The sequence below is a fragment of the Raineyella antarctica genome (assembly GCF_900092135.1).
Classification (GTDB): Bacteria; Actinomycetota; Actinomycetes; order Propionibacteriales; family Propionibacteriaceae; genus Raineyella; species Raineyella antarctica.
Genome location: NZ_FMYF01000004.1, coordinates 100,273 through 122,474, shown reverse-complemented (window position 1 = coordinate 122,474; position 22,202 = coordinate 100,273). Strand labels below are relative to the sequence as shown.

Annotated in this window: 21 protein-coding genes; 10 read left to right on the top strand and 11 right to left on the bottom strand. The window is 70.5% G+C overall.

Translation table 11 applies throughout. From position 1 onward, the window contains the following. The first annotated feature begins 22 nt into the window (after positions 1 to 22). Positions 23 to 628 (top strand): TetR family transcriptional regulator, encoded by a 606-nt coding sequence (locus tag GA0111570_RS07345; RefSeq protein WP_175557377.1) that lies wholly within the window; start codon positions 23 to 25, stop codon positions 626 to 628. A 106-nt stretch (positions 629 to 734) separates the two neighbouring features. Here GA0111570_RS07345 and GA0111570_RS07340 read toward each other — a convergent pair whose 3' ends face one another. Then, positions 735 to 1,790 (bottom strand): zinc-dependent alcohol dehydrogenase family protein, encoded by a 1,056-nt coding sequence (locus GA0111570_RS07340; protein WP_092608624.1) that lies wholly within the window; start codon positions 1,788 to 1,790, stop codon positions 735 to 737. A gap of 248 nt (positions 1,791 to 2,038) precedes the next feature. Between GA0111570_RS07340 and GA0111570_RS07335 the strand changes: the two genes are divergently transcribed. The 3 genes from GA0111570_RS07335 to GA0111570_RS07325 are packed head-to-tail and all read left to right on the top strand — an operon-like array spanning position 2,039 to position 6,912. Beyond that, positions 2,039 to 3,841 (top strand): N-acetylglutaminylglutamine amidotransferase, encoded by a 1,803-nt coding sequence (locus GA0111570_RS07335; protein WP_092608621.1) that lies wholly within the window; start codon positions 2,039 to 2,041, stop codon positions 3,839 to 3,841. Continuing rightward, positions 3,838 to 5,571, top strand: coding sequence for an N-acetylglutaminylglutamine synthetase (gene ngg, locus GA0111570_RS07330; RefSeq protein WP_217634069.1), 1,734 nt, complete (start codon positions 3,838 to 3,840; stop codon positions 5,569 to 5,571). The genes GA0111570_RS07335 and ngg overlap by 4 nt, the downstream gene beginning before the upstream one ends. Positions 5,572 to 5,619: 48 nt before the next feature. Continuing rightward, complete coding sequence (locus tag GA0111570_RS07325) at positions 5,620 to 6,912, top strand: osmoprotectant NAGGN system M42 family peptidase (RefSeq protein WP_217634068.1); 1,293 nt, start codon at positions 5,620 to 5,622, stop codon at positions 6,910 to 6,912. 3 nt (positions 6,913 to 6,915) lie between these two features. On the opposite strand, the gene GA0111570_RS07320 is transcribed toward GA0111570_RS07325, so the two are convergent. Together GA0111570_RS07320 and GA0111570_RS07315 are read right to left on the bottom strand one after the other, a co-directional pair. Then, positions 6,916 to 7,602, bottom strand: coding sequence for a type 1 glutamine amidotransferase domain-containing protein (locus GA0111570_RS07320; protein ID WP_092608615.1), 687 nt, complete (start codon positions 7,600 to 7,602; stop codon positions 6,916 to 6,918). A gap of 129 nt (positions 7,603 to 7,731) precedes the next feature. Continuing rightward, entirely contained in the window at positions 7,732 to 9,429 is a 1,698-nt protein-coding gene (locus GA0111570_RS07315; RefSeq protein WP_092608612.1) for a glutamine--tRNA ligase/YqeY domain fusion protein, read from the bottom strand. Between the two features lie 197 nt (positions 9,430 to 9,626). Between GA0111570_RS07315 and GA0111570_RS07310 the strand changes: the two genes are divergently transcribed. Then, the gene (locus tag GA0111570_RS07310; protein WP_092608607.1) at positions 9,627 to 10,070 is read left to right on the top strand and encodes a hemerythrin domain-containing protein; all 444 of its coding nucleotides are present in this window, start codon (positions 9,627 to 9,629) and stop codon (positions 10,068 to 10,070) included. Here GA0111570_RS07310 and GA0111570_RS07305 read toward each other — a convergent pair. Beyond that, the gene (locus GA0111570_RS07305) at positions 10,021 to 11,082 is read right to left on the bottom strand and encodes a hypothetical protein (protein WP_092608604.1); all 1,062 of its coding nucleotides are present in this window, start codon (positions 11,080 to 11,082) and stop codon (positions 10,021 to 10,023) included. The genes GA0111570_RS07310 and GA0111570_RS07305 overlap by 50 nt on opposite strands. Next, positions 11,079 to 11,852, bottom strand: coding sequence for a hypothetical protein (locus GA0111570_RS07300; protein WP_092608601.1), 774 nt, complete (start codon positions 11,850 to 11,852; stop codon positions 11,079 to 11,081). The genes GA0111570_RS07305 and GA0111570_RS07300 overlap by 4 nt, the downstream gene beginning before the upstream one ends. A gap of 145 nt (positions 11,853 to 11,997) precedes the next feature. Between GA0111570_RS07300 and GA0111570_RS07295 the strand changes: the two genes are divergently transcribed. Further along, the gene (locus tag GA0111570_RS07295; RefSeq protein ID WP_092608598.1) at positions 11,998 to 12,732 is read left to right on the top strand and encodes a glutamine amidotransferase; all 735 of its coding nucleotides are present in this window, start codon (positions 11,998 to 12,000) and stop codon (positions 12,730 to 12,732) included. A 65-nt stretch (positions 12,733 to 12,797) separates the two neighbouring features. On the opposite strand, the gene GA0111570_RS07290 is transcribed toward GA0111570_RS07295, so the two are convergent. Further along, the gene (locus GA0111570_RS07290; RefSeq protein ID WP_092608595.1) at positions 12,798 to 13,949 is read right to left on the bottom strand and encodes a hypothetical protein; all 1,152 of its coding nucleotides are present in this window, start codon (positions 13,947 to 13,949) and stop codon (positions 12,798 to 12,800) included. Between the two features lie 96 nt (positions 13,950 to 14,045). After that, positions 14,046 to 14,438, bottom strand: coding sequence for an FKBP-type peptidyl-prolyl cis-trans isomerase (locus tag GA0111570_RS07285; RefSeq protein ID WP_092608592.1), 393 nt, complete (start codon positions 14,436 to 14,438; stop codon positions 14,046 to 14,048). Between the two features lie 95 nt (positions 14,439 to 14,533). On the opposite strand from GA0111570_RS07285, the gene GA0111570_RS07280 reads away from it, so the two are divergent. Next, a complete protein-coding gene (locus tag GA0111570_RS07280; protein WP_175557376.1) occupies positions 14,534 to 15,217 on the top strand; it encodes a DedA family protein in 684 nt (227 codons plus the stop codon). Positions 15,218 to 15,276: 59 nt separating this feature from the next. Here GA0111570_RS07280 and GA0111570_RS07275 read toward each other — a convergent pair whose 3' ends face one another. From GA0111570_RS07275 to GA0111570_RS07265, 3 genes are all read right to left on the bottom strand, one after another. Then, positions 15,277 to 15,906 (bottom strand): GtrA family protein, encoded by a 630-nt coding sequence (locus GA0111570_RS07275; RefSeq protein ID WP_092608586.1) that lies wholly within the window; start codon positions 15,904 to 15,906, stop codon positions 15,277 to 15,279. Positions 15,907 to 16,028: 122 nt separating this feature from the next. Then, positions 16,029 to 17,441 carry a decaprenylphosphoryl-beta-D-ribose oxidase gene (gene dprE1 / locus GA0111570_RS07270; RefSeq protein WP_092608583.1) on the bottom strand — a complete coding sequence of 471 codons (1,413 nt, stop codon included), beginning with the start codon at positions 17,439 to 17,441 and terminating at the stop codon, positions 16,029 to 16,031. Positions 17,442 to 17,552: 111 nt separating this feature from the next. Beyond that, the gene (locus tag GA0111570_RS07265) at positions 17,553 to 18,464 is read right to left on the bottom strand and encodes a PAC2 family protein (protein WP_175557375.1); all 912 of its coding nucleotides are present in this window, start codon (positions 18,462 to 18,464) and stop codon (positions 17,553 to 17,555) included. A gap of 290 nt (positions 18,465 to 18,754) precedes the next feature. On the opposite strand from GA0111570_RS07265, the gene GA0111570_RS07260 reads away from it, so the two are divergent. Next, a complete protein-coding gene (locus GA0111570_RS07260) occupies positions 18,755 to 19,669 on the top strand; it encodes a catechol 2,3-dioxygenase (RefSeq protein ID WP_092608577.1) in 915 nt (304 codons plus the stop codon). Positions 19,670 to 19,833: 164 nt separating this feature from the next. On the opposite strand, the gene glpX is transcribed toward GA0111570_RS07260, so the two are convergent. After that, a complete protein-coding gene (gene glpX / locus GA0111570_RS07255; protein ID WP_245703060.1) occupies positions 19,834 to 20,865 on the bottom strand; it encodes a class II fructose-bisphosphatase in 1,032 nt (343 codons plus the stop codon). A gap of 168 nt (positions 20,866 to 21,033) precedes the next feature. Here glpX and GA0111570_RS07250 point away from each other — a divergent pair, with 168 nt between their 5' ends. Both GA0111570_RS07250 and GA0111570_RS07245 read left to right on the top strand, forming a co-directional pair. Next, complete coding sequence (locus GA0111570_RS07250; protein WP_245703059.1) at positions 21,034 to 21,684, top strand: hypothetical protein; 651 nt, start codon at positions 21,034 to 21,036, stop codon at positions 21,682 to 21,684. Further along, positions 21,684 to 22,196, top strand: a complete 513-nt coding sequence (locus GA0111570_RS07245; protein WP_092608574.1) for a hypothetical protein — start codon at positions 21,684 to 21,686, stop codon at positions 22,194 to 22,196. The genes GA0111570_RS07250 and GA0111570_RS07245 overlap by 1 nt, the downstream gene beginning before the upstream one ends. The last annotated feature ends 6 nt before the right edge of the window (positions 22,197 to 22,202 follow it).

Genomic DNA, 22,202 nt, shown 5'->3' with positions numbered 1-22,202 from the left:
GAAGAGGTGCTACCAAGTGATGGTGACCGCCCAACCCGCCGACGACCTGCGCAGCCGCCGACGTACGGAGACTTCCGACGCCATCCACCAGGCCGCCCTGGAGCTCTTCGAGTCCCAGGGCGTGCGCGAGACGACGGTGCAACAGATAGCCGAGCGGGTCGGCATCTCGTCGCGGACGTTCTTCCGCTACTTCACCAGCAAGGAACAGGCGGCCCTCCCCGGCCAGCGACGCCTCCTCGAGGCGATCGACACCCTGGAGCTGGGCAGCGCCGAACTCTCCTCGGTCCTGGAGGACATCGAGGGCCTCCTGCAGGCAGCCGTCGGCCAGGAGAACGACCCCGAGATGGTCGAGTACCGTCGCGTGACGCGATTGCTGGCGCGCGAGCCCGACCTGCGCGCCCTCGCGGCGACACAGGAGGAGGTGCTCACCGAACGGCTCCGCGACCGGTTGGCCGCCAGCTTCGAGGGGGCCGACCGGCTCGCGGTCCTGCTGGTCGCCGAGGTGGCGGTGGCCGTGTGGCGGGCGACCTGGCGGCACTGGGGCGAACTGGAGCTCGAGGGCGGCGAGGCCCACCCGATCGACCACTTCCGCCGCCTGCGGGCCGAGCTGCGCACGATCGTGCGCTGATCGGGCCCGGGCGGACCGGGCCGGACCGGCTCCGAGCCGGTCCGGCGCCTGCCGACCCCTTCGGGTACCCGGAGTCAGGGCCGGATCATCGTGGGCCCCGATCCGGTCAGGACGCCGCCGTCATCACCACCTTGAGGGCCTGGTGCTCGGCCGCGTGGCCGAAGACGTCGTACGCCTTGTCGATCTCGTCCAGTGTGAAGTGGTGCGTTCCCAGCTTGCCCGCCGGCAGCTTCCCCTCCGCGACCATGCGCAGCAGCATCTCGCCGGTGACGGCGTTCACCAGGCCCATCGAGATCCGGATGTTGTCGATCCACTTCTCGTTGATCGGCAGTTCGACGGCCTCGCCGTGCACACCGATGTTCGCCACCTGGCCGCCGGGGCGGACGACCTTGAGTGCCGCGGCGAACGTGGCCGGAACACCGACCGCTTCGATCGCGACGTCGACGCCCAGCCCGTCGGTGAGCGCCATCACCTGGTCGGCCCAGTCGGCGTCTCCCGAGTTCACCGTGTGGGTAGCACCGAAGTCTCGCGCGGCCGCGGCCAGCCGGCTGTCGTCGAGGTCGATGGCGACGATCCGGGAGGCGCCGTGCAGCCCGGCTGTCATGATCGCGGCCAGTCCGACCGGCCCCGCACCGACCACCGCGACCACGTCGCCGGGATGGACGCCACCGTCCCGGACGCCGATCTCGTAGCCGGTGGGCAGGATGTCGGAGATGAACAGGCCCTGCTCCGCACTGACGCCCTCGGGCAGGTGGTAGAGGCTCGTGTTGGCGAAGGGTATCCTGACGTACTCGGCCTGGGTCCCGTTGATCAGGTGGCCGAGGATCCAGCCGATGCCGCCAACGGTCTGGCAGTGGCTCGGCAGGCCCTTGCGGCAGTAGCTGCAGGTGCCGCAGCTGGTGATGCAGGAGACGATCACCCGGTCCCCGACGGCGAAGTTGGTGACGGCGGGGCCGATCTCGGTGACGGTGCCGACGGCCTCGTGGCCCAGGACCCGTCCGTCGGTGACGGCCGGGACGTCGCCCTTCAGGATATGCAGGTCGGTGCCACAGATGGTCGTGGCCTCGACCCTGACGATGCAGTCGGTGGGGTCCTGGATCGTCGGGTCCGGGACCTCCTCCCACGCCTTTGCGTCGGGGCCGTGGTAGACGAGTGCCTTCATTTCCCGCTCCTTTGCGAGAGCTTCGGCGGCTGCTCCGCCGGAGGAACCTCCTGACCAACTTACGCTTCCCCATTCGACCCCGACAGGCCGTAGGAGGCCGATCTTTCGGGCTGCCCCGGACGCTCACGTATGGTGGGGACCACAACCCGCGTCGGCTCGGCGCCTCGGACACCCCACGGCGTCACGCGGGAGCTCGTCGGCCCGGTGGTCGGCAGCCGGGTCGGCGTCCCCCGAGACGGAAGCACCCTATGTGTGGTATCGCTGGAGAAATCGCCTTCGGGCGCAACGCCGACGTCGTGGCCATCGCCGCCATGAACGATGCGATGGTGCCCCGGGGCCCCGACGGCTCAGGGGTCTGGGCTCAGGGCCACCTCGGTCTCGGCCACCGCCGGCTGGCCATCATCGACCTGTCGGCGGCAGGTGGGCAGCCGATGACCGACCCGGCCTCCGGCCTGTCCATCGCCTTCAACGGCTGTATCTACAACTACCCCGAGCTGCGCGAACAGCTGCAGGCCAAGGGGCACCGGTTCACCTCCCACTCCGACACCGAGGTGCTGCTGCGCGGCTACGTCGAGTGGGGCGAGGACGTCGTGGAGCACCTGCAAGGGATGTTCGCCTTCGCGATCGCCGAGCGTGACTCCGGCCGGGTTCTGCTGGGCCGGGATCGGCTCGGCATCAAGCCGCTCTACTGGTCGCGGACCAGCGACGCCGTACGCTTCGCCTCCGCCCTGCCCGCCCTGGTCGCGGCCGGCGGCGTCGACACCCGGATCGACCCCGAGGCACTGCACCACTACCTGACCTTCCACTCCGTGGTGCCGGCCCCGCACACCATCCTGCGCGGGGTCCGCAAGCTCTCCCCCGGCACGCTGATGCGGATCGAGGCGGACGGTACGACGACCGAGCGGACCTACTGGGAACCGGTCTTCACCCGCAGCGCGGAGCGCGCGGGCTGGAGCGACCGGGACTGGGAGGATGCGACCATCGCCGCGCTGCGCACCGCGGTGGAGCGACGGCTGGTGGCCGACGTCCCGGTCGGGGCCCTGCTCTCGGGTGGGCTGGACTCCAGCCTGATCGTCGGCCTGCTCGCCGAGGCCGGCCAGCACGGCCTGAAGACCTTCTCGATCGGCTTCGAGGCCTTCGGCGGCGAGCGCGGCGACGAGTTCCAGTACTCCGACCTGGTCGCCCGGCACTACGGCACCGACCACCACCAGATCCGGATCGACACCGCACGGATGCTGCCGGCGCTCGAGGGCGCGATCGGGGCGATGAGCGAGCCGATGATCAGCCATGACGCGGTGGCGTTCTACCTGTTGTCGGAGGAGGTCAGCAAGCACGTCAAGGTGGTCCAGTCCGGCCAGGGCGCCGACGAGGTCTTCGCCGGCTACCACTGGTACCCGCCGATGGCGCAGGCCGCCGACGACGACGTCGAGGCGGCCCTCGCCAGCTACCGTCGAGCGTTCTTCGACCGTGGCCACCGGGACGTCGGCGCACTGCTGCAACCGCAGTGGCACGTCGACTCCGACGTCTCCGAGGAATACGTCCGAAGGCACTTCGCGCACCCGGGGGCCGACACCGCCACCGACCGGGCGCTGCGGCTGGACACCACGGTGATGCTCGTCGACGACCCGGTGAAGCGGGTCGACAACATGACGATGGCCTGGGGGCTGGAGGGCCGGGTGCCCTTCCTCGACCACCAGCTGGTCGAGCTGGCCGCCACCTGCCCGCCGCACCTGAAGACCGCCCACGACGGCAAGGGCGTGCTCAAGCAGGCCGCCCGCCGGGTGATCCCGCACGAGGTGATCGACCGGCCCAAGGGCTACTTCCCCGTGCCCGCCCTGAAGCACCTGCAGGGCCCCTACCTGGACCTGGTCCGCGACGCGCTCGGTAGCTCTGCCGCCAGGCAGCGAGGGCTCTTCCGACCCGAGGCGGTCGATGCACTGCTCGCCGACCCGAACGGCCGGCTCACCCCGCTGCGCGGCAATCCGTTGTGGCAGGTCGCGCTGCTCGAGCTATGGCTGGACAAGCATGGCATCACGGGGGTGGCCGCATGAGGACACCGCGCAACGTGGTGCAGGACCTCGGCTGGGGACGCCTGGTGATGGGCCAGACCTTCGACGACCCCGAGTCGCTCGGCGAGGTGCTGCGCGCCGAGGCGTCCGGGCGGCGGGACATCTGCCTGTACCTGGGCGCCCCGCACGTCTTCGTCTCCCAGCACCCGCAGGAGTACTTCATCGACCCCAGCTTCACCTACCGGGTGGAGCTGGCGGGCTGGCGGCCACCGGCACGCGAGGTCCCCGGCGTGAGCGTCCGGGCGCCCGATTCCGCCGGCGAGTGCGCCGAGATGAACCGGGTCTACGTACGTAACCACATGGTGCCGGCCGACGTGGCCCTGATGTGGCACAACGAGGAGCATGCCGCCTCGGTGCTCTACCTGGTGGCCGTCGACGACGCCACGGGTGAGGTCCTCGGCACCGTCACCGGGGTCGACCACGCCGTCCTGTTCGACGACCCCGAGGGCGGTTCCAGCCTGTGGTGCCTGGCGGTCGACCCGGCCTGTCCCCGGCCCGGTGTCGGCGAGCTGCTGGTGCGTACGCTGCTCGAGCTGTTCCAGGAGCGGGGCCGTGCCTACGTCGACCTGTCGGTGATCCACGACAACCTGCCGGCCATCCGGCTGTACGAGAAGCTCGGCTTCGTCCAGGTCCCGATCCTCGGCATCAAGCGGAAGAACGCGATCAACGAGCACCTGTTCACCGCGGCCCCCGACGACCTGGACCACCTCAACCCGTACGCCCGGATCATCGCCGACGAGGCGATCCGACGCGGCATCAACGTCACCGTCCTGGACGCCGAGGGCGGCTACCTGCGGCTGGAGTACGGCGGCCGCACGGTGGCGATGCGCGAGTCGCTGTCCGAGCTGACCTCGGCGGTGGCGATGAGCCGGTGCGACGACAAGCGGATCACCCGCAAGGTCGTCTCGGCGGCCGGGGTGGAGGTCGCCCGGGGACGGACGGCCACCTTCGACGAGGACGACCACGCCTTCCTGGACCAGGTCGGCGCTGTCGTGGTGAAGCCGGCCAGCGGTGAGCAGGGCCAGGGCATCACCGTCAACGTCACCGGCCACGCCGACCTCGACGAGGCCCTGGCCCGGGCAGGCGGTTCCGGCACCTCGGTCCTGCTGGAGGAGCAGTGTGCCGGCGACGACCTACGCATCGTGGTGATCGACGGTGCCGTGGTGGCCGCCGCGGTCCGGCACCCGGCCGAGGTGATCGGCAACGGCACCCGTACGGTCCGCGAGCTGATCATCGCGCAGAGCCGCCGGCGCGAGGCCGCGACCGGCGGGGAGTCCAGGATCCCGCTGGACGAGCTCACCGAGGCCACCGTCCGCGAGGAGGGCTGGGACCTGGACGAGGTGCTGCCCCGCGGGGAGCACCTACGGGTCCGGCGCACCGCCAACCTGCACACCGGCGGCACGATCCACGACGTCACCGACGAGCTGCATCCCACCCTCGCGCAGGCCGCCGTCACCGCCGCCGCGGCACTCGACATCCCGGTCACCGGGATCGACCTGATGGTGCCACGCGTGGACGGGGAGAAGTACGTGTTCATCGAGGCGAACGAGCGGCCGGGACTGGCGAACCACGAGCCGCGGCCCACCGCCCGGGCCTACATCGACTTCCTGTTCCCCCGGTCGATGTCGACCTCGTGGGCCTGGCAGCCGACCCCACCTGGTCGCCCCGGACCGGACACCACCGGCCCCGGCGACGCCGTCGGCATGCCCTGACCCGACGCCTCCCCCGCCACGCCCGACCGTTCCCCGCAAGGACCCCCTGTGCCACTGAACCCTGCTCCGCTGTCCCCCACCCCTGCCTCCCACGGCCCCCGATCGGTACCCGGCTCCCCCGTGCCGCTGATGGGTGAGGAGGACCGCAACTGGATGCTGGACACGCTGTTGTCCCTGCTCCAGACCCCCAGCCCGTCCGGGCGCACCGATGCCGTCATGCAGCTCGTCGGCGACATCGTCACCGACCTCGGACTGCCGTTCAGCCTGACCCGGCGAGGTGCCATGGTCGCGCAGTTGCCCGGGGCCTCGCCGACCACCGACCGGGCCCTGGTCGTCCACGCCGACACCATCGGGTGCATGGTCGCCGACCTGAAGGACAACGGCCGGCTGAAGGTGATCCCGATCGGCACCTTCTCCGCCCGTTTCGCGGCGGGCAGCCGGGTAAGGATCTTCCGCGACGGGACCGAGCACTTCCTCACCGGCACGATCATGACGCTGCTGGCCAGCGGCCACGCCTTCGGCGACGCGATCGACTCCCAGCCCGGCGACTGGGACAACGTCGAGGTCCGGGTGGATGCCCAGGTCTCCGACGCCGAGGGGCTGCGCCGGCTCGGGATCCAGGTCGGCGACACGGTGGCGCTGGCCGCCAGTCCCGAGCTGACCGACACCGGCTTCATCGTCTCCCGCCACCTGGACGGGAAGGCCGGCGTCGCGATCGCTCTTGCGCTGGCCCGGGCTGCCTCCCGCGGCGAGCTGGTGCTGCCGCACCGCACCGACCTGATGGTGACCATCACCGAGGAGGTCGGTCACGGCGCCAGCGGCGGCCTCTCGCCCGAGGTCGCCGAACTCGTCTCGATCGACAACGCGGTCTGCGCGCCGGGCCAGCACTCGATCGAGCACGGCGTGACCATCCCGATGGCCGACCTGCACGGCCCCTTCGACTACCACCTGACCCGGCGGCTGTGCCGGATGGCGGCCGCGGACCGGATCCCGTACACCCGGGACATCTTCCACTTCTACCGCTCCGACGTCGCCGCCGCGATCGAGGCCGGTGCGATGGCCCGGGCGGCCCTGGTGGCGTTCGGCCTGGACGGCAGCCACGGCTGGGAGCGTACGCAGGTGTCCTCGCTCGAGGCGACGTACGCGCTGCTCGCCCGCTGGCTCGCCTCACCGCTCACCTTCGAGGAGTGGGACGCGCAGCCCACCGGATCGCTGAAGGGCTTCCCGTCCTCGCGCCAGCCGGCGCAGGCCGAGCAGTGGGTGCCGCTCACGCGCGGTGACTTCGACGAGCCGGGCACCCCGGCCAGTGGCGAGACGTGGCCACCGACCGGGGCCAACTGAGTCTCAGCGACCCGCCAGCACGTCGAGCAACTGCTCGGCGGCGGCGGCCGAGGAGGCCGGGTTCTGCCCGGTCACCAGGTTGCCGTCGCGGATGACATGGGCGCCCCAGTCCGGCCCCTTGGAGTACTCGGCCCCGTTGGCCCGCAGGGCGTCCTCGACCAGGAAGGGGACGATCTCGGTCAGTTCGACGCCCTCCTCCTCGGTGTTGGTGAAGCCGGTGACCCGGCGACCCTTGACGAACGGCTCGCCCTGGGCGTCGACGGCGTCGCGGAAGATCGCCGGAGCGTGGCAGACCGCCGCCAGCGGACGGTCGGTGGTGGTGAAGGAGCGCAGCACGCGCAGGTTGTCCTCATCCACTGGCAGGTCCCAGACCACGCCGTGGCCGCCCGGGTAGAACACCGCGTCATATGCCTCGGGGTCGACGTCGGCCAGCCGCAGCGTGGTGGCCAGGGCCTGCTGGGCGGCCGGGTCCTCCTTGAACCGACGGGTCGCCTCGGTCTGGGCACCCTCGTCGTCACTCTTCGGGTCCAGCGGCGGCTGCCCGCCCGCGGGAGACGCCAGGGTCACCTGCTGGCCGGCATCGACGAAGACGTAGTACGGGGCTGCGAACTCCTCCAGCCAGAAGCCGGTCTTCCGGCCGGTGTCGCCGAGCTGGTCGTGGGAGGTGAGCACCATCAGGATCGCGGACATACGGGCACCTTTCGAGCGGCGGGTACTGGTGCCCCCCACTCTAGTGAAGCCCACGGACACGAGCGGCAGCACGGCCGCGAGCCGTGGCCCGAGCGGACCAGGGCACCCGGATCCTGCCTGCCCCGGCTGCTACTTCCCCTGGCGCTTCTGGATCGCCGCCCACTCGTCCTTGAGCCCGACGGTGCGGTGGAACAGCATCGGCGTCCGCGGGTCGTGCGCGAAGTAGCCGATCCGCTCGAACTGCACCACCTGGCCCGGTGCGGTGTCGGCCAGCGCGGCCTCGACCTTGCAGCCGGCCAGCACCTCGCGCGAGGCGGGGTTGAGGTCGTCCAGCGGCTCGCCGGTCTCGGCGCCGGGAACCTCGGCGCTGAACAACCGGTCGTACAGCACCGCTGTCGCATCGACCGCATGGGCGGCCGAGACCCAGTGCATCGTCGACTTCACCTTGCGTCCGTCGGAGGCGTTGCCGCCGCGGGTCTGCGGATCGTACGTGCAGTGCACCTCGACAACCCTGCCGTCGGCGTCCTTCACCACGTCGGTGGCGGTGATGAAGTACGCCCCGCGCAGCCGCACCTCACGCCCCGGCGAGAGCCGGAAGTACTTCGGCGGCGGGACCTCGGCGAAGTCCTCCTGCTCGATGTACAGCTCACCGGTGAACGGGACCTGCCGGACCCCGTCCGCCTCGTCCTCGGGATTGTTGACCACGTCGAAGTACTCCACCACGGGCGTCCCGTCGGCCTCGGTCGGCCAGTTGGTGAGCACGACCCTGAGCGGGCGGATCACCGCCATCCGGCGCTGTGCCGTGGCGTTCAACTGCTTGCGGACGAAGGACTCCAGCAGCTCGATGCTGGGCCGGCTGTTGGTCCGGGTCACCCCGACGTACCGGCAGAAGTCGGTGATCGCAGAGGCCGGGTAGCCGCGCCGGCGCAGGCCGCTGAGGGTGGGCAGACGGGGGTCGTCCCAGCCGTCGACGAGACCCTCGTTGACCAGCGTGGCGAGGCGACGCTTCGAGGTGACGGTGTGGGTCAGCTCGAGGCGGGCGAACTCCACCTGCTTCGGCTTCTCGGCGGGCAGCGGCAGGTGCTCCAGGAACCAGTCGTACAGCGGCCGGTGGCTGTCGAACTCCAGCGTGCACAGCGAGTGCGTGACCCGCTCGATCGCATCACTCTGGCCGTGGGCCCAGTCATAGGTCGGGTAGATGCACCACGCGTCGCCGGTGCGGTGGTGGTGTCCGCGGCGGATGCGGTACATGATCGGGTCGCGCAGCTGCATGTTCTCGTGCTGCATGTCGATCTTGGCCCGCAGCACCATGGCGCCGTCGGCGTACTTCCCCGCGCGCATCCCGTGGAACTTCGCCAGGTTCTCCTGCACCGGGGTGTCCCGGAACGGGCTCTCGATGCCCGGGTTGCCGTAGCCGCCCCGCTGGACGGAGATCGCCTCGGTGTCCTGCTCGTCGACGTACGCCAGGCCGTGCTTGATCAGGTGCTCGGCCCAGTGGTAGAGCTGCTCGAAGTAGTCCGACGCGTAGACCACCTCGTTCGGGGTGTAGCCGAGCCAGGCGACGTCGGCCAGGATCGACCGGACGAACTCGTCCTCCTCGGTCTCCGGGTTCGTGTCGTCGAAGCGCAGGTTGCAGATGCCACCGAAGTCCTCGGCGACCCCGAAGTCGACGGTGATCGCCTTCGCGTGGCCGATGTGCAGGTAGCCGTTCGGCTCCGGGGGGAAGCGGGTCTGGACCCGGCCACCGTAGGTTCCCTGCTCGTTGTCGCGGCGTACGGTGTCGCGGACGAAGTCGCTGGCGGGAACGCCTGGTTCGGGGGTCGTCATGCCGGTCAAAATACCATGTGGCGCCGCCCTCCTCCGGGGCACGCGGGGCGTCGGGACGCTCGCCGGCAGGGGTCCGAGCGAGCGTCCCACCGTAAGCTGCCGGCGATTTGGGCGAAAGGGCAGCCATCCTCACGCGCTTCGGTGTTGGCTGGAAGCAACACCCCGGATCGGCCGGAGGACACCGAAGGGAGAATCCCATGAGCAGCAACGAGGCCGTCGCCGAGCAGATGCGTCACCACCATGCGCACATGGTCGTCGAGCTGGAGCGGCTGGCCACCGAGTTGCGGGCCGCCGCCCTCGAGGGCCGGGACTCCTCGCGGGAGCGCGCCGCACTGGTCGCCTGGACCGAGGACGTGCTGCTGCCGCACGCGGAGGAGGAGGAACGGGGCACCTACCCCGCTGCCGCCGGGCTACCCGAGGCCGCCCTGCTCATCGATGCCATGCTGCGCGAGCACGTACTGATCCGCGCCATGGCCGACGCGGTACGTGAGATCGACCCGCCTCTGGCCGCCGCGGCCTGGGGCCGGGCGTTGTCCGCGACGTTCGACTCCCACCAGGCCAAGGAGAACGATCTCATCCTGCCGTTGCTGGTCAGGTCCGGGACTGTCGACCTGGCGTCCCTCGCGGGACACCACGACTGACGGCCGGAGCGCTCGTCGCCGGCGGCTTGACCGGCTCGGGCTGCTTGCCCGGCGCCCGCGGCACCGCCAGGCCTGCCCCGATCAGGGTCTCGCAGATGGTGTCGGTGGTGATCTCCCGGCCCGTCCGTCCGTCCGGCATCTTCACTCCCTGCGACAGGTAGCTGCCGCGGCCAAGGTGCTTGAGCGGCCCGATCGTACTGATCGACAGTCGTCCCTCGGCCAGGGCGCGGTTCCAGGAGCTCGTGCGATTGATCGGCCAGCGTCCCGGGAACAGCCGGGCCACGCCCTGCACCCAGTCCCGTGTGCCCTTGAACAGCCAGGCGTGGGTGAGCTTGTCGAAGCCCGGATCGGAGTCCATGAAGCCGCCGATCGACAACAGGTGGACCGGTGCGCCGGTGGCCGCCAGGTACCAGCTGGCACCCAGGGCGATCTGGGCCCCGCCGCTCCAGGACAGCAGCACGATCGGCCGCTGGTCGGCGGGGTGGTAGCCGGCCTCGAGCAGTTCGTCCCAGATGACGTTGGCGATGCCGAGGGAGTACAGCGGCCCGTACCGGCGGTCCAGCGACACCCCCACCTGGAGGGCGTTGCGGAAGTTGATCACGATCCGGGCCAGCGGAGCCGCCGGGCCACCGGCGGTGTGCCGTTGCACGATCCGCCACCACCAGCTGCTCAGGCGCGCCTCCAACAGACCCTGGTTGGTCATCGAGTAGGGGTAGATCTGGCTGACCAGACCGATGCCGTCCAGTCTGGTTCGGACCGCCTCGAGCAGCGGGCGCTCCCCTGCCAGGCTCGCCTCCGGCTCGAACGCCCCGACCCCCGAGATGTAGACGATGTAGCTGAGCTTGTCGTCCTGGCCGCCCTCTGCGGCGTTGAGCAGGTCGGAGACCCGGTCCGCGCGTTCCTGCGCCTCGTCGGGACTCTGGGTGGCCCACCACCGCATCGACTCGGTCGGCGCGATCAGGACGAAGAAGAGCAAGAGGAGGAGGAACCCCACCAGGACCTGGGTGATCATCGCCTCCTCCCGCGGTGCTTCTCGCCCGCGCCGGTCCGGCGCTCCCCGGGGTGGGACACGGCCGGGGTGCCGCGGGAGGCCTCGATGGCCTCGCCCGCCGGAGAGGCGGCGGGCCAGTCGAGCTGGGACTCGCTGAAGTCGATGCTGGCCTGGTCGAGGACGAAGCGCGCGGAGTCGTACAGGGGGCGGCCGGTCGCGCGCCGCCAGATCCAGTCCCGGGCGCGGGCCAGCAGAGGGGCGTACAGGCTCTGCAGCAACCAGGTGACCAGCCAGGCACCAACCGCGATCGCTCCACCGGCCAGACCGCTGGTGCCGTAGACGTCGTCGATGATGGACCACAGGATCAGCACCGACCACAGCCCCAGACCGCGGTCGACGGCAATACCCAGGATGGGCATCGCGGTGGCGAACCCGAGCACCAGCGGCGAGGCGGCCCATACCACCGCCCAGGTGACATCGCGCGGATCCGCCCGTACGTCGAGGATCGCGGTGCCGGCGCCCCAGACGAGGAGGCCGAGCACCACGTAGGTCAGCACCAGGGTGCCGAAGTTCAGCAGCAGCGCGAAGAGCAGTCCCAGTCGTCGCATCCGGTTGACGGCCAGCACCACGGACCGGCCGAGCAGGGTCGACAGGCAGGCGCCGACGGCGACCAGGATCGCGGCCGTCTGGCCCAGCGGATCCTGCAGCATCCGGGCCACGTCCAGGTGGAGCGCCATCGCATCGAGCCAGCCGGACGAGGTGCGCGAGACCAGTGCCGCCAAGGTCTCCATCACCGTCTCCTCCACTACCGTCCGGACACGAAGCATGCTATCCACTCCCCGATGGCAGGCCGGAATTTGGCGCGGGAGCACTCGCCGGCGTGCCACGCAGCGGCGCACCGGGCCATCGGCCCCCACGACACGGCACAATGCACCCATGCGCCCCTTTCTGCTGCTGGCCACCCGGGCCGAGGACGGTATCGCCGAGGAGGAGTTCGCGGCCTTCGCCCGCCTGGGTGGGCTCAAGCCCGGCCAGCTCGACTGGATGCGGCTGGACCGGACCCCGCTGGAGACCATTGACCTGGACGCGTACTCCGGCATCGTCCTGGGTGGCAGCCCGTTCAACTCCTCTGATCCGGTCGAGACCAAGTCGGAACTCCAGTTGCGGGTGGAGGCCGACCTCGCCCGGGTGCTCGACGACGTGGTGGAGCAGGACTTCCCCTTCCTGGGTGCCTGCTACGGGATCGGCACGCTGGGCTCGCACCAGGGTGCCGTGATCGACCGCACCTATGGCGAGCCGGTCGGTCCGGTGACCGTGGAGCTGACCCTGGCCGCCCGCAAGGACCCTGTATGCGCGGGGGTCCCGAGTCGTTTCGAGGCGTTCGTCGGCCACAAGGAGGCGGTCCGCGAGCTGCCGGCGAGCGCCGTGCTGCTGGCGACGTCGGATGCCTGCCCCGTCCAGATGTTCCGGGTGAAGGAGCACGTGTACGCCACCCAGTTCCATCCGGAGCTGGACGCCGATGGGCTCTGCACGCGGATCGAGGAGTACAAGCACCACGGCTACTTCGAGCCGCACGAGTCGGAGGACCTCAAGGAGGTCGCCCGGCGCTCCCCCGTGCCACATGCCCGTCGGTTCCTGCGCAACTTCTTCAGCACGTACGCCAGGGACTGACCGGGCCCCTGCGCGCCATGGTGGGCGGGATGATCGGTGCGCGTTTCCCCATCCCCGACCAGGGGTCAGCGTGACGACCGGCGCTGCTCGCTGACGTAGTCCTCCAGCTGTCCGGCGAACGACGCCAGGTCCGGTCCCACGAACGTGCCGGGTCGGACGTCGCGCTGGACCAGTGCCCAGGCGGTGCCGCGGACCCGGGCCTCGGCCAGGTCGAGTGACCGGACCGCGTCCTGCAGGGCCCGATGCGTCTCGTTCTCGCGCACCAGCACTTGGCGGCCGTGCACGAGGGCGTCCTGGGCGACGACGTCCCCCAGGCTCGGCCAGTAGGTCCGGCGCCAGGTCTCGCGCCGGCCGGCCGGGCGGAACTCGCGTTCCAGTTGGTCGACGCAGGCGGTCACGTGGGCGACGGCCTCGTCGCTGCGCTCGACGAGCTGGTGCAGCATCGCGGGCGAGACCTGCTGGCCGAGGTCGTCCATCGAGCGCAGTAGCCTGCTGCCCGCGGGACCGGTCGAGGTACCGAGTGCCCCGAAGTCGAAGCCGGTCGAGGAGCTGAACGACTGGGCCAGGTCACGCGCCATCGCACCCAGGCCCGAGGTCAGCTGGCCGACGGTGCCGCCCAGGGCGTTGAAACCCGGGCGCGCGGCGACCGGGACGTACGTCCCCAGCCAGCCCTGTACGCTCCGCACGGCCCGGTCCACGGCCTCGATCCCGGTCCCGGGGATCGCCTGGGCGGTCCGACCCGATTCCAGCGCGGCGGTGATCGCGGGACGACCGGGCAGCGCCGTCTGCGAGAGGGCGTTGAGCAGCCCCTCCGAGACGCCCGCCGCCAGTTCCCGGGGGCTGCCCTGCTCGGCCAGCCGGACGCCGTCGGTGGTGGAGGCGCGCGCCGCGCGGGCCGAGCTCAGCAGCTCGTGCTGCAGCCGCGCGTCGGCCCGATGGTTCGGCGGCAGCGAGGCCAAGGTCTCCTGGACCGCCAGCACGGCCTGTTCGGACGTACCGATGTCGCGCCTGGCGATGGCCCGGACGTGGGGCGACTCGGACAGTTCCCGGGCCTCCCAGAACACCTCGGCAGGTGTCGTGCTCCGCTCACCCATGGTGATCGGGCGCCGCGCCCGGTAGGTCACGACGGCCCGGTGGACGAGCACGCTCAGCGCTGCGCCGCCGGCGAGGGCGGCCATCACCGCGAGCACGCCGAAGATGATCAGTGCAGTCTCCACAGGTCCTCCGGTCCGTCACCACCTGCCCAGCAGGCCACGCCTTCCATCGTAGGCGGCCCATCGTAGGCGGCGCCGGTACCGGCGGACGGCGTCGGTTCAGCCCTCGTCGCCGATGCCGACCAGGTCGCAGACGAAGACCAGTGTCTCCCCCGGAGCGATCTCGGGCCCGGCCCCCTGCGAGCCGTAGCCGAGGAAGCTGGGGATGACCAGTCGGCGCCGACCGCCGACCTTCATGCCCTTGATGCCCATGTCCCAGCCACGGATCACCTGGCGGCCACCGAGGGTGAAGGCGAGCGGTTCGCCACGTTCCCAGGAGGAGTCGAACTCCCGGCCGGTCCCCAGGGCCACTCCCACGTAGTGCACCCGGACCGTGTCGCCCTTGGCCGCGGCGGGACCGTCACCCACCGAGAGGTCCTTGATCTCCAGGTTCACCGGCGCAGGCCCCTGCGGGAGGTCGACGACGGGCTTCTCGTTCTCTGTCTCAGCCATGGCACGACCCTAGCGCCCGTCGGCCGGCACGGGCTCCGGACGCCTTGCGCGGACATGCCAGACTGGTGGGACCGACCCTGGGAGACGACGACCGCATGCTCAACGACATCACCGCCTTCATCCTCGGTGCCGCAACATCGGTCTGGGGATACCTGGCACTGGTGCCGTTCATCATCTTCGACGCGGTGGTCCCGGTCGTGCCCAGCGAGTCCCTGGTGATCTCGATGGCGTCGGTCCTCGTGCACGGCCACCGCGGACTACTGCTGGTCCTGTTCCTGGTGTCCGCCCTCGCCGCCTGGTGCGGCGACAACATCGCCTACCAGATCGGGCGGATGCGCTGGCTGCACGAGAACCGGCTGTTCCAGCGGCCCAAGATCGCCCGGGCCTTCGCCTGGGCCCGCAAGGAACTGTTCGCCCGCGGCGCCACCCTGATCATCATCGGCCGCTTCATCCCCGGCGTGCGGATCGCGATCAACATGATGTGCGGATTGGTCGGCTACTCGCGGCACCGCTACCGCAAGGTGGTGGCGGTCAGCTCGTCCCTGTGGGCGATGTACTGCGTGCTCGTCGGCAGCCTGGCCGGAGCATGGTTCGAGCACCACCAGTTCCTCGGCATCGTGGTGGCGATCGCCGCCGGGATGGCGCTGGGGCCGATCATCGACTGGGTGCTGCGCCGTACGTTGCTGCGTGGCTCGGTTCCGCCGTCAGCGGTCGACCCGGACGCCGAGCCGACGGGCCCCGCGGCTCCCGAGGGCGACGGGGCCCCCTCGAAGCGCTGAGATCTGGCCCCCTCGAAGGAATGGGATCCGCTCGATCCCGGCCCAGGATCGATCCCGGTTCAGGACCGGACCGGCGCCTGTTCCAGCTCGTCCTCCGGGTCGGCCCCGGAGGTGGCCGCGGCAGTCGTGGAGACGGCCGTCGTGGAGACGGAGGTCGTGGAGGCTGCCGGTGCGGCCGGGGCCTCGCTGCGTCCATCGGTGCGGAAGACGATCCAGCGCATCCCGACGTACGTCCAGATCCCCTCGCAACAGGCGGCGATGATCCGCGCGAGGAGGAAGTTGACGCCCAGGGCCTGCAGCCCGCTGCCCACGCCCTGGAGGAGGGCGAAGTAGTTCACCGCGGCCACGAAGACGTAGCGCGCGGACTGGGGACCGACAGCGCCATGGGAATGGAAGTTCAGCCAGCGGTTGAGGAAGTACGCCAGCACCAGCGCGGTCAGGTAGCCGATGGTGGTGGCCAGCGGGTAAGGCAACTGGGCCAGGCGGAACAGGGCGGCCAGCACTGCCATGTCCACCGCGAACGTGGTCAGGTTGAGGATCGCGAACCCGATGAAGCTCTCCGGGAGGATCCGCCGCAGCCAGCCCGGGAGGAGCCGCCACAGCCGGAGCCGCATCGCCAGGAAGCGCTCGGCTGCGCTCGGTCGGGTCGACCGGGCGGGATCCTGGGAGGTTGCGGAGGTCTGCGGCATATGTCGAGCGTACGCGGCCGCCCAATGGCGGGCACCGGTCGTCGTGCCGCAGGACGGCCGGGTGCCGGATGTCTCCGCGCCCGGCGACCCGGGACGGCGACGGTGCCGACGGCCGCCGGAGGTCAGACCAGCTCCAGGCGTCGGGCCATGTCGGAGACGAACAGCCCCTCGGGATCGACCCGGCGACGCGTGGCGATCCACTCCTGGAGCCTGGGATACATCCGGTGGAAGTTCTCCGCACTGGTGCGGGAGTCCTTGGCGGTGTACAGCCGTCCGCCGAACTCGAGCACCCGCTTGTCCAGCTCGTTCAGGAAGGTGTCCAGGCCGCGGCGGATCGGGAAGTCGACGCAGACGTTCCAGCCGGGCATCGGGTAGCTGAGCGGGGCCGGGTTGCCCTGTCCGAAGAGCTTGAACACGTTGAGGAAGGAGTAGTGACCCGACCTCTGGATGTCGCCGATGATGCTCTTGAACTCCTCGACCGCCGCCGGCGGGACGACGAACTGGTACTGCAGGAACCCCTCGGTGCCGTACGCCCGGTTCCACTCCCCGAACAGGTCGAGCGGGTGGTAGAACTGCGTCAGGTTCTGCACCTTGCCGGTGTAGTTGCCGCTCTTCAGGTACCAGGCGGTGCCCAGCGCACCGAATGTCACCTTGTTGGCCAGCCCGTTCGGGAAGACGTCGGGGAGCGTGAGCAGGGTCGGGGCGTCGAAGGCCAGCGGATCCTTGCGTAGCTTGGCCGGAAGCTGGTCCAGCTTCGCCAGCGAGCCGCGCGAGATGGCCGCTCGTCCGAGCTTCGGCGGGGCGCTGATGGCGTCGAACCAGGCGCTGGAGTACTCGTAGCGCGACTCCGACCCGTCCGAGTGCACGGCGATCGTCTCGTCCAGGTCGTGGGTGACGATGCCGTCGGCGATGAAGTAGGCCGTCTCGGTCCGGGTCATCGCCAGGCGTACGCGCAGGATGATGCCGGTGAGGCCGATGCCGCCGATCGTGGCCCAGAAGATCGAGGCGTCCGGGTCGTCCGGCGTGCCCTCCGGCGAGACCTCGAGCACCCGGCCGTCGGCCACCAGCAGCTGCATGGACCGCACGTGGTCGCCGAACGAGCCGGCACTGTGGTGGTTCTTGCCGTGGACGTCGTTGCCGATCGCCCCACCGACGGTCACCTGGCGGGTGCCGGGCAGGACGGGGATCCACAGCCCGTACGGGAGGGCCGCCTTCATCAGCGCGTCCAGGCTGACCCCGGCGTCCACGTCGACCTCTGCGGCGTCCGGGTCGATCGAGTGGATCGTGGCCAGGCCGGTCATGTCGATGACCAGGCCGCCGGCGTTCTGTGCGACATCGCCGTACGAGCGTCCCAGGCCGCGGGCCAGGACGCCGCGCCCGCCCTCGGACCGTCGATCTGCCGCCCGCCGTACGGCGTCGACCAGCGTCTCGACGTCGTACGGGTGCAGCACGTCGGCGCGGGAGGGCGCGGTGCGACCCCATCCGGTCAGCAGGTCGGACGTGGTCGGGGCCGTGGATACAGATGTAGTGCTCATCACCGACCAGCGTACGACCCCATCCGCGGCCGATGGCGGGCACCCCGGGCGTGCGTGCCCGGCAGACGGCGGCGCTCCGCGCAGACCGGCCCGGTCTGGACTGCCGCGAGGTCATTCCTCCGGCGGCTCGTCGAGGCTGCGCAGGAACTTCTCGGCCTCGGCGGCGATCTCGTCGGCGGTGGGGAGGTCGGCCGCGTCGGCGGCCGGCAGCAGCGGGTGGCGCGCCGTGAAGCGGTCGTAGTTGGCCTCCAGCTCGGCGACCATCTCGCGGGCCTCCTCGGACTGCTCGACCTGCTTGTCGATCTCCGCGCGGACGGCACCCGAGACGAGCTCGAGACCGGCGGTGGGGAGCGCGAGCTCCGAGACCGAGCCCAGGGCGTGGATGGCGGCGATGGCGCCGTCCGGGTAGTCACCGGGCGCCAGGTACTGCGGGATGCCGGCCGAAAGGCCGATCACGTCGTGGCCCGCCTCCCCCAGCCGGACCGCGAGCATGGCCGGGAAGGCGGCGCTCATCGCGATCGTGCCGAACATCGGGCGGTTGTCCGGGATCAGCTCGGGACGGCTGGCCCACTGGGTCACGTGCACCGGACGGGTGTGCGGGGTCGGCATCGGGACGCCCTGCACCATCACGGTGAGGCGAACCTCGTGGTCGTCGATGATCCGCTCGATGGCTGCGGCCATCTCCTCCCAGCGGAAGTCCGGCTCCGGTCCGGTGAGCAGCAGGAACGGGGTGCCCTTGGCGTCGGTGGCCTGCACCAGGGTCAGTTCGGGCGCCTCGTACCGGGTGAAGTGGTCGTGGGCGAAGACGATCGGCGGCCGGTTGCCGCGGTAGTCCACGAGGGTGTCGGCGTCGAAGTGGCCCAGGCGGTGGTTCTCGAGCCGGTCGGTGACCTGGTCGTTGACCAATCGCTGGATATGGCCGGCGTCGACGAAGCTCCCCATCGTCACCACCAGGGTGTGGGCACGTACGGGGCGCGGGTCGACATGGCTCTCGTAGGAAAAGAGCGGGTTCGACGTGGTCACCATTTCCTCCGGATCTTCGCGGGCATTCAGTAGTAGAACGCCCCCTCCGGCCCGAACATTCCCGCTTCCGGCAGGGGGTGGTTCCACCCGTGCCGCAGTCGATAGGCCTCGGGTATTGCCCAGCCTCCACCCCGGTTAATGCCCGAAGTCCGGGGGCGCGTGCCGGAAGACGGAATCGTGACCCGGATCACAGCTCGGGCCAGCTAGCGTTCAGGTCACGGTCCACACCCGGAGCCGGGCCCCCTCGGGGACCGGACGGGGGACCGCCGCCATCGTACGAAGGAGTAATCATGGCAATCATGCGTATGGGCTATGCCCACGTGCGAGTCACCGATATGGCCGAAGCTCGTCAGCACTACACCCAGACGCTGGGCCTGAACGAGGTCGCCGCGGTCGACAACAAGGTGTACTTCCGCGGCTGGGACGAGTGGGACCACCACTCCGTCGTCCTCGAGGAGGGCGGCGTCGGCGTCGTCAAGTACGGCTGGAAGGCCCAGTACGCCGAGGACCTGGCCGAGATCGAGAACAACGCCCAGAAGTTCGGTGCCAGCACCGAGCGCTTCTCCAAGGGCGACAACCTGGAGGTCGGTGACGGTGTCCGCATCTTCACGCCTTCCGGCCACGTCTTCGAGGTCTACCACGACATCACCAGTGGCCAGGTCGACGTCGGCAACGTCAACCCGGAGGCCTTCCCGCGTGACCTGCGTGGCATCGGCGCCCCCGCGCTGGACCACTCGCTGATCACCACCCCGGACGTCGCGCTCATGGAGAAGTTCATGAAGGACGTCTTCGGTTTCTGGACCGCCGAGCAGGTCGCGACCTCGCTCGACGACGACGCCCACAAGATCGGCTGCTGGATGACCGGGTCGAACCAGATCCACCAGCTCGCGTTCATCGAGGGCCCCGAGGCCAAGCTGCACCACTTCGCCTTCCGTCTGGAGGAGGGCTGGGAGGTCAACCGCGCCGCCGACCTGATGTCGATGGACGATGTCCCGATCGACGTCGGCCCGACCCGCCACGGCATCACTCGCGGCAAGACGGTCTACTTCTTCGACCCGGCCGGCAACCGCAACGAGGTCTTCGCCGGCGGCTACCTGTCCTTCGCCGACCGCCCCACCGTCACGTGGACCGTCGACCAGCTCGGCAAGGGCATCTTCTACCACGCCCGCGAGCTCAACGAGCGCTTCACGACCGTTCTGACGTAGTCGGCCCCGCACTCGGGCGGCGCTCCTCGACGATCGCCGCCCGAGTGCTCCAAACGACAGAAGGATGGCGGTGGACCTGGTCCACCGCCATCCTTCTGTCGTTCCTTGGGTCCATTCCGGGTCCCGCTGTCCGCCGGCGAAGGCGGACAGCGGGATTCCAGGTCTCACTTCCAGTCGATACCGGCGACCTCGTGGCGCTGGCGGTAGGCCTCCACCTTGTCCAGGTGGTGGTAGGCGTCGACGTAGCGGATCGTGCCGGAGGCCGACCGCATCACGATCGACTGGGTGTGCGCGCCTCCGTTGGGCAGGTAGGTGACACCCTCCACCAGGTCGCCCGGGGTGATACCGGTGGCCACGAAGATGGTGTTGTCGCTGGTGACCAGGTCGTTGGTGTCGAGGATCCGGTCGAGGTCGTGGCCGGCGTCGATCGTACGCTGGCGCTCCTCACTGGAGGTCGGCCACAGCCGGGCCAGGATCCGTCCGCCGAGGGCCTTCATCGCGCACGCGGTGACGACGCCCTCCGGGCTGCCGCCGATGCCGGCCATCATGTCCAGGGCCGGCATGTCCGGGTGCGCCGCCATCACGGCGGCGGCGACGTCACCATCGGTGAACAGGCGGGTGGCCGCGCCGGCCTCGCGGATGGCGTTGATCAGGTCGTTGTGGCGCTCGCGGTTCAGCACGCCCACGGTGATCTGGTCCACGCCCTTGCCCTTGGCCTTGGCGACCCGGCGCAGGTTCTCGGCGATGGGGGCGTCCAGCTCGATCACGTCGGCGGCGTCGGCACCGACGACGAGCTTCTCCATGTAGAAGCACTCCTTCGGGTTGTACATCGACCCGCCCTCGGCGCCGGCCAGCAGCGCGATCGAGTTGCGCATCCCCCAGGCGAGCAGGCGGGTACCGTCCACCGGGTCGACGGCGATGTCCATCGCCGGACCATCGCCGTTGCCGACCTTCTCGCCGTTGGCGAGCATCGGGGCCTCGTCCTTCTCACCCTCGCCGATCACGATCGTGCCGTCGATCCGTACGTGCGAGAGGATCTCGCGCATGGCTCCCACGGCCGCCCCGTCGCCGGACTCCTTCTGCCCCCGTCCCGCCCAGCGTGCCGCGGCGAGGGCGGCAGCCTCGGTGGCTCGCATCAGGTCGAGTCCGAGGTTGTGGTTGGTCAGCATGTACTTGCGGTCTTCGGGGTCCGACACTGGGTCCTCCTGGTCGTGGCATGCATTAGCGGGTGTGGACACAGCTTTTCGCGTTGCAGGCGGGTGCGCCAGCTGATCGGCCCCGGGTGCTCCCATGTGGAACAGGGACAGGCGGGGGGCCGTCCCGATGCATGGGATCCATGAAGCTTCTGGGCTAAATTGTGAGATATGAAGGACAAGGGCTTGATGACCCCGTTCGTGGTGACCGCCGACCAGCGTCGTAGTCGCCGGGGCGCCGACGCGGTCCCCGCCGCCCTGGACGCCCTGGCGGCGCTCCCGCAGCAGGACGTGCTGCTCGGGTTCGAACGTACGGCCGGTGACGAGATCCAGGGCCTGCTCTCCTCCGCCCACGCCGTCGTCGCCACCCTGCAGGTGCTGCTGCGGCAGGGACAGTGGAGGATCGGCATCGGGGTCGGCCCGGTCGAGCGGCCGCTGCCGGACTCGACCCGGGCGGCGCGTGGCGGGGCCTACCTCGCAGCCCGGGAGGCGATCGAGGCCGCCCGGGGGAACCCCGTCGGGCTGGCCGTCCGAGACAGCAGGGAGGACCTCCCGGCGGAGGACCCGGGCCGGGCCGGCTGGCAGGCGGAGACCGCCCTCCTGCTGTGGGGATACCTGCTGTCCCGCCGCTCCCCCGAGGGCTGGGAGGTCTGCGACCTGCTCGACCGGGGGCTCACCAACCGGGCGGCCGCCGCCGGACTTGGCATCTCCCCCTCGGCCGCCAGCCAACGAGCCGCCCGCGCCGCCTATTCCGAGGGACGCCGAGGAGCGGCGCTCGCCGCCGAGCTCCTCGCCCGTGCCGCCACCGAAGGAGCACAGTGATGCCCGACCTGGTCCACCTCCTGCTCGACACCGGAGTCATGATCGCCTTCGGCGCGGTCGCGGTCCTGCCCGGCAGCCCACTGGTGACGTGGGTGTTCCGCCGGATCGACCGGGCCGACGCGGGACGGGCGCTGTCCGCGGCTCCGGAACGGCCCGAGGGCATCGGCTCCGGACCCACCGGTGGACCGGGCCAGCCGGGCGCCGACACCCCAGGAGGAGCCGGGACACCACCCGGACAGGAGTCGCCGGCCAGCCTGCAGGCCGCCGGCAGCATCCTGCGTGGGGGCCGCTGGATCGGCAACCTCGAGCGGCTGGCCGTCTTCGTCAGCATCGCCGCCGGCTACCCGAACGGTGTTGCGGTCAGCGTGGCGGTCAAGGCCCTCGCCAGGTACCCGGAGCTCAAGGCGACGACGAGTGCAGCCGCCGAACGGTTCATCATCGGCACCTTCGTCAGCGTGCTGTGGGCCTGTGCCTGGGCCGGTACGGCACGCTGGGCGCTCACCCTCTACTAGGTCCGG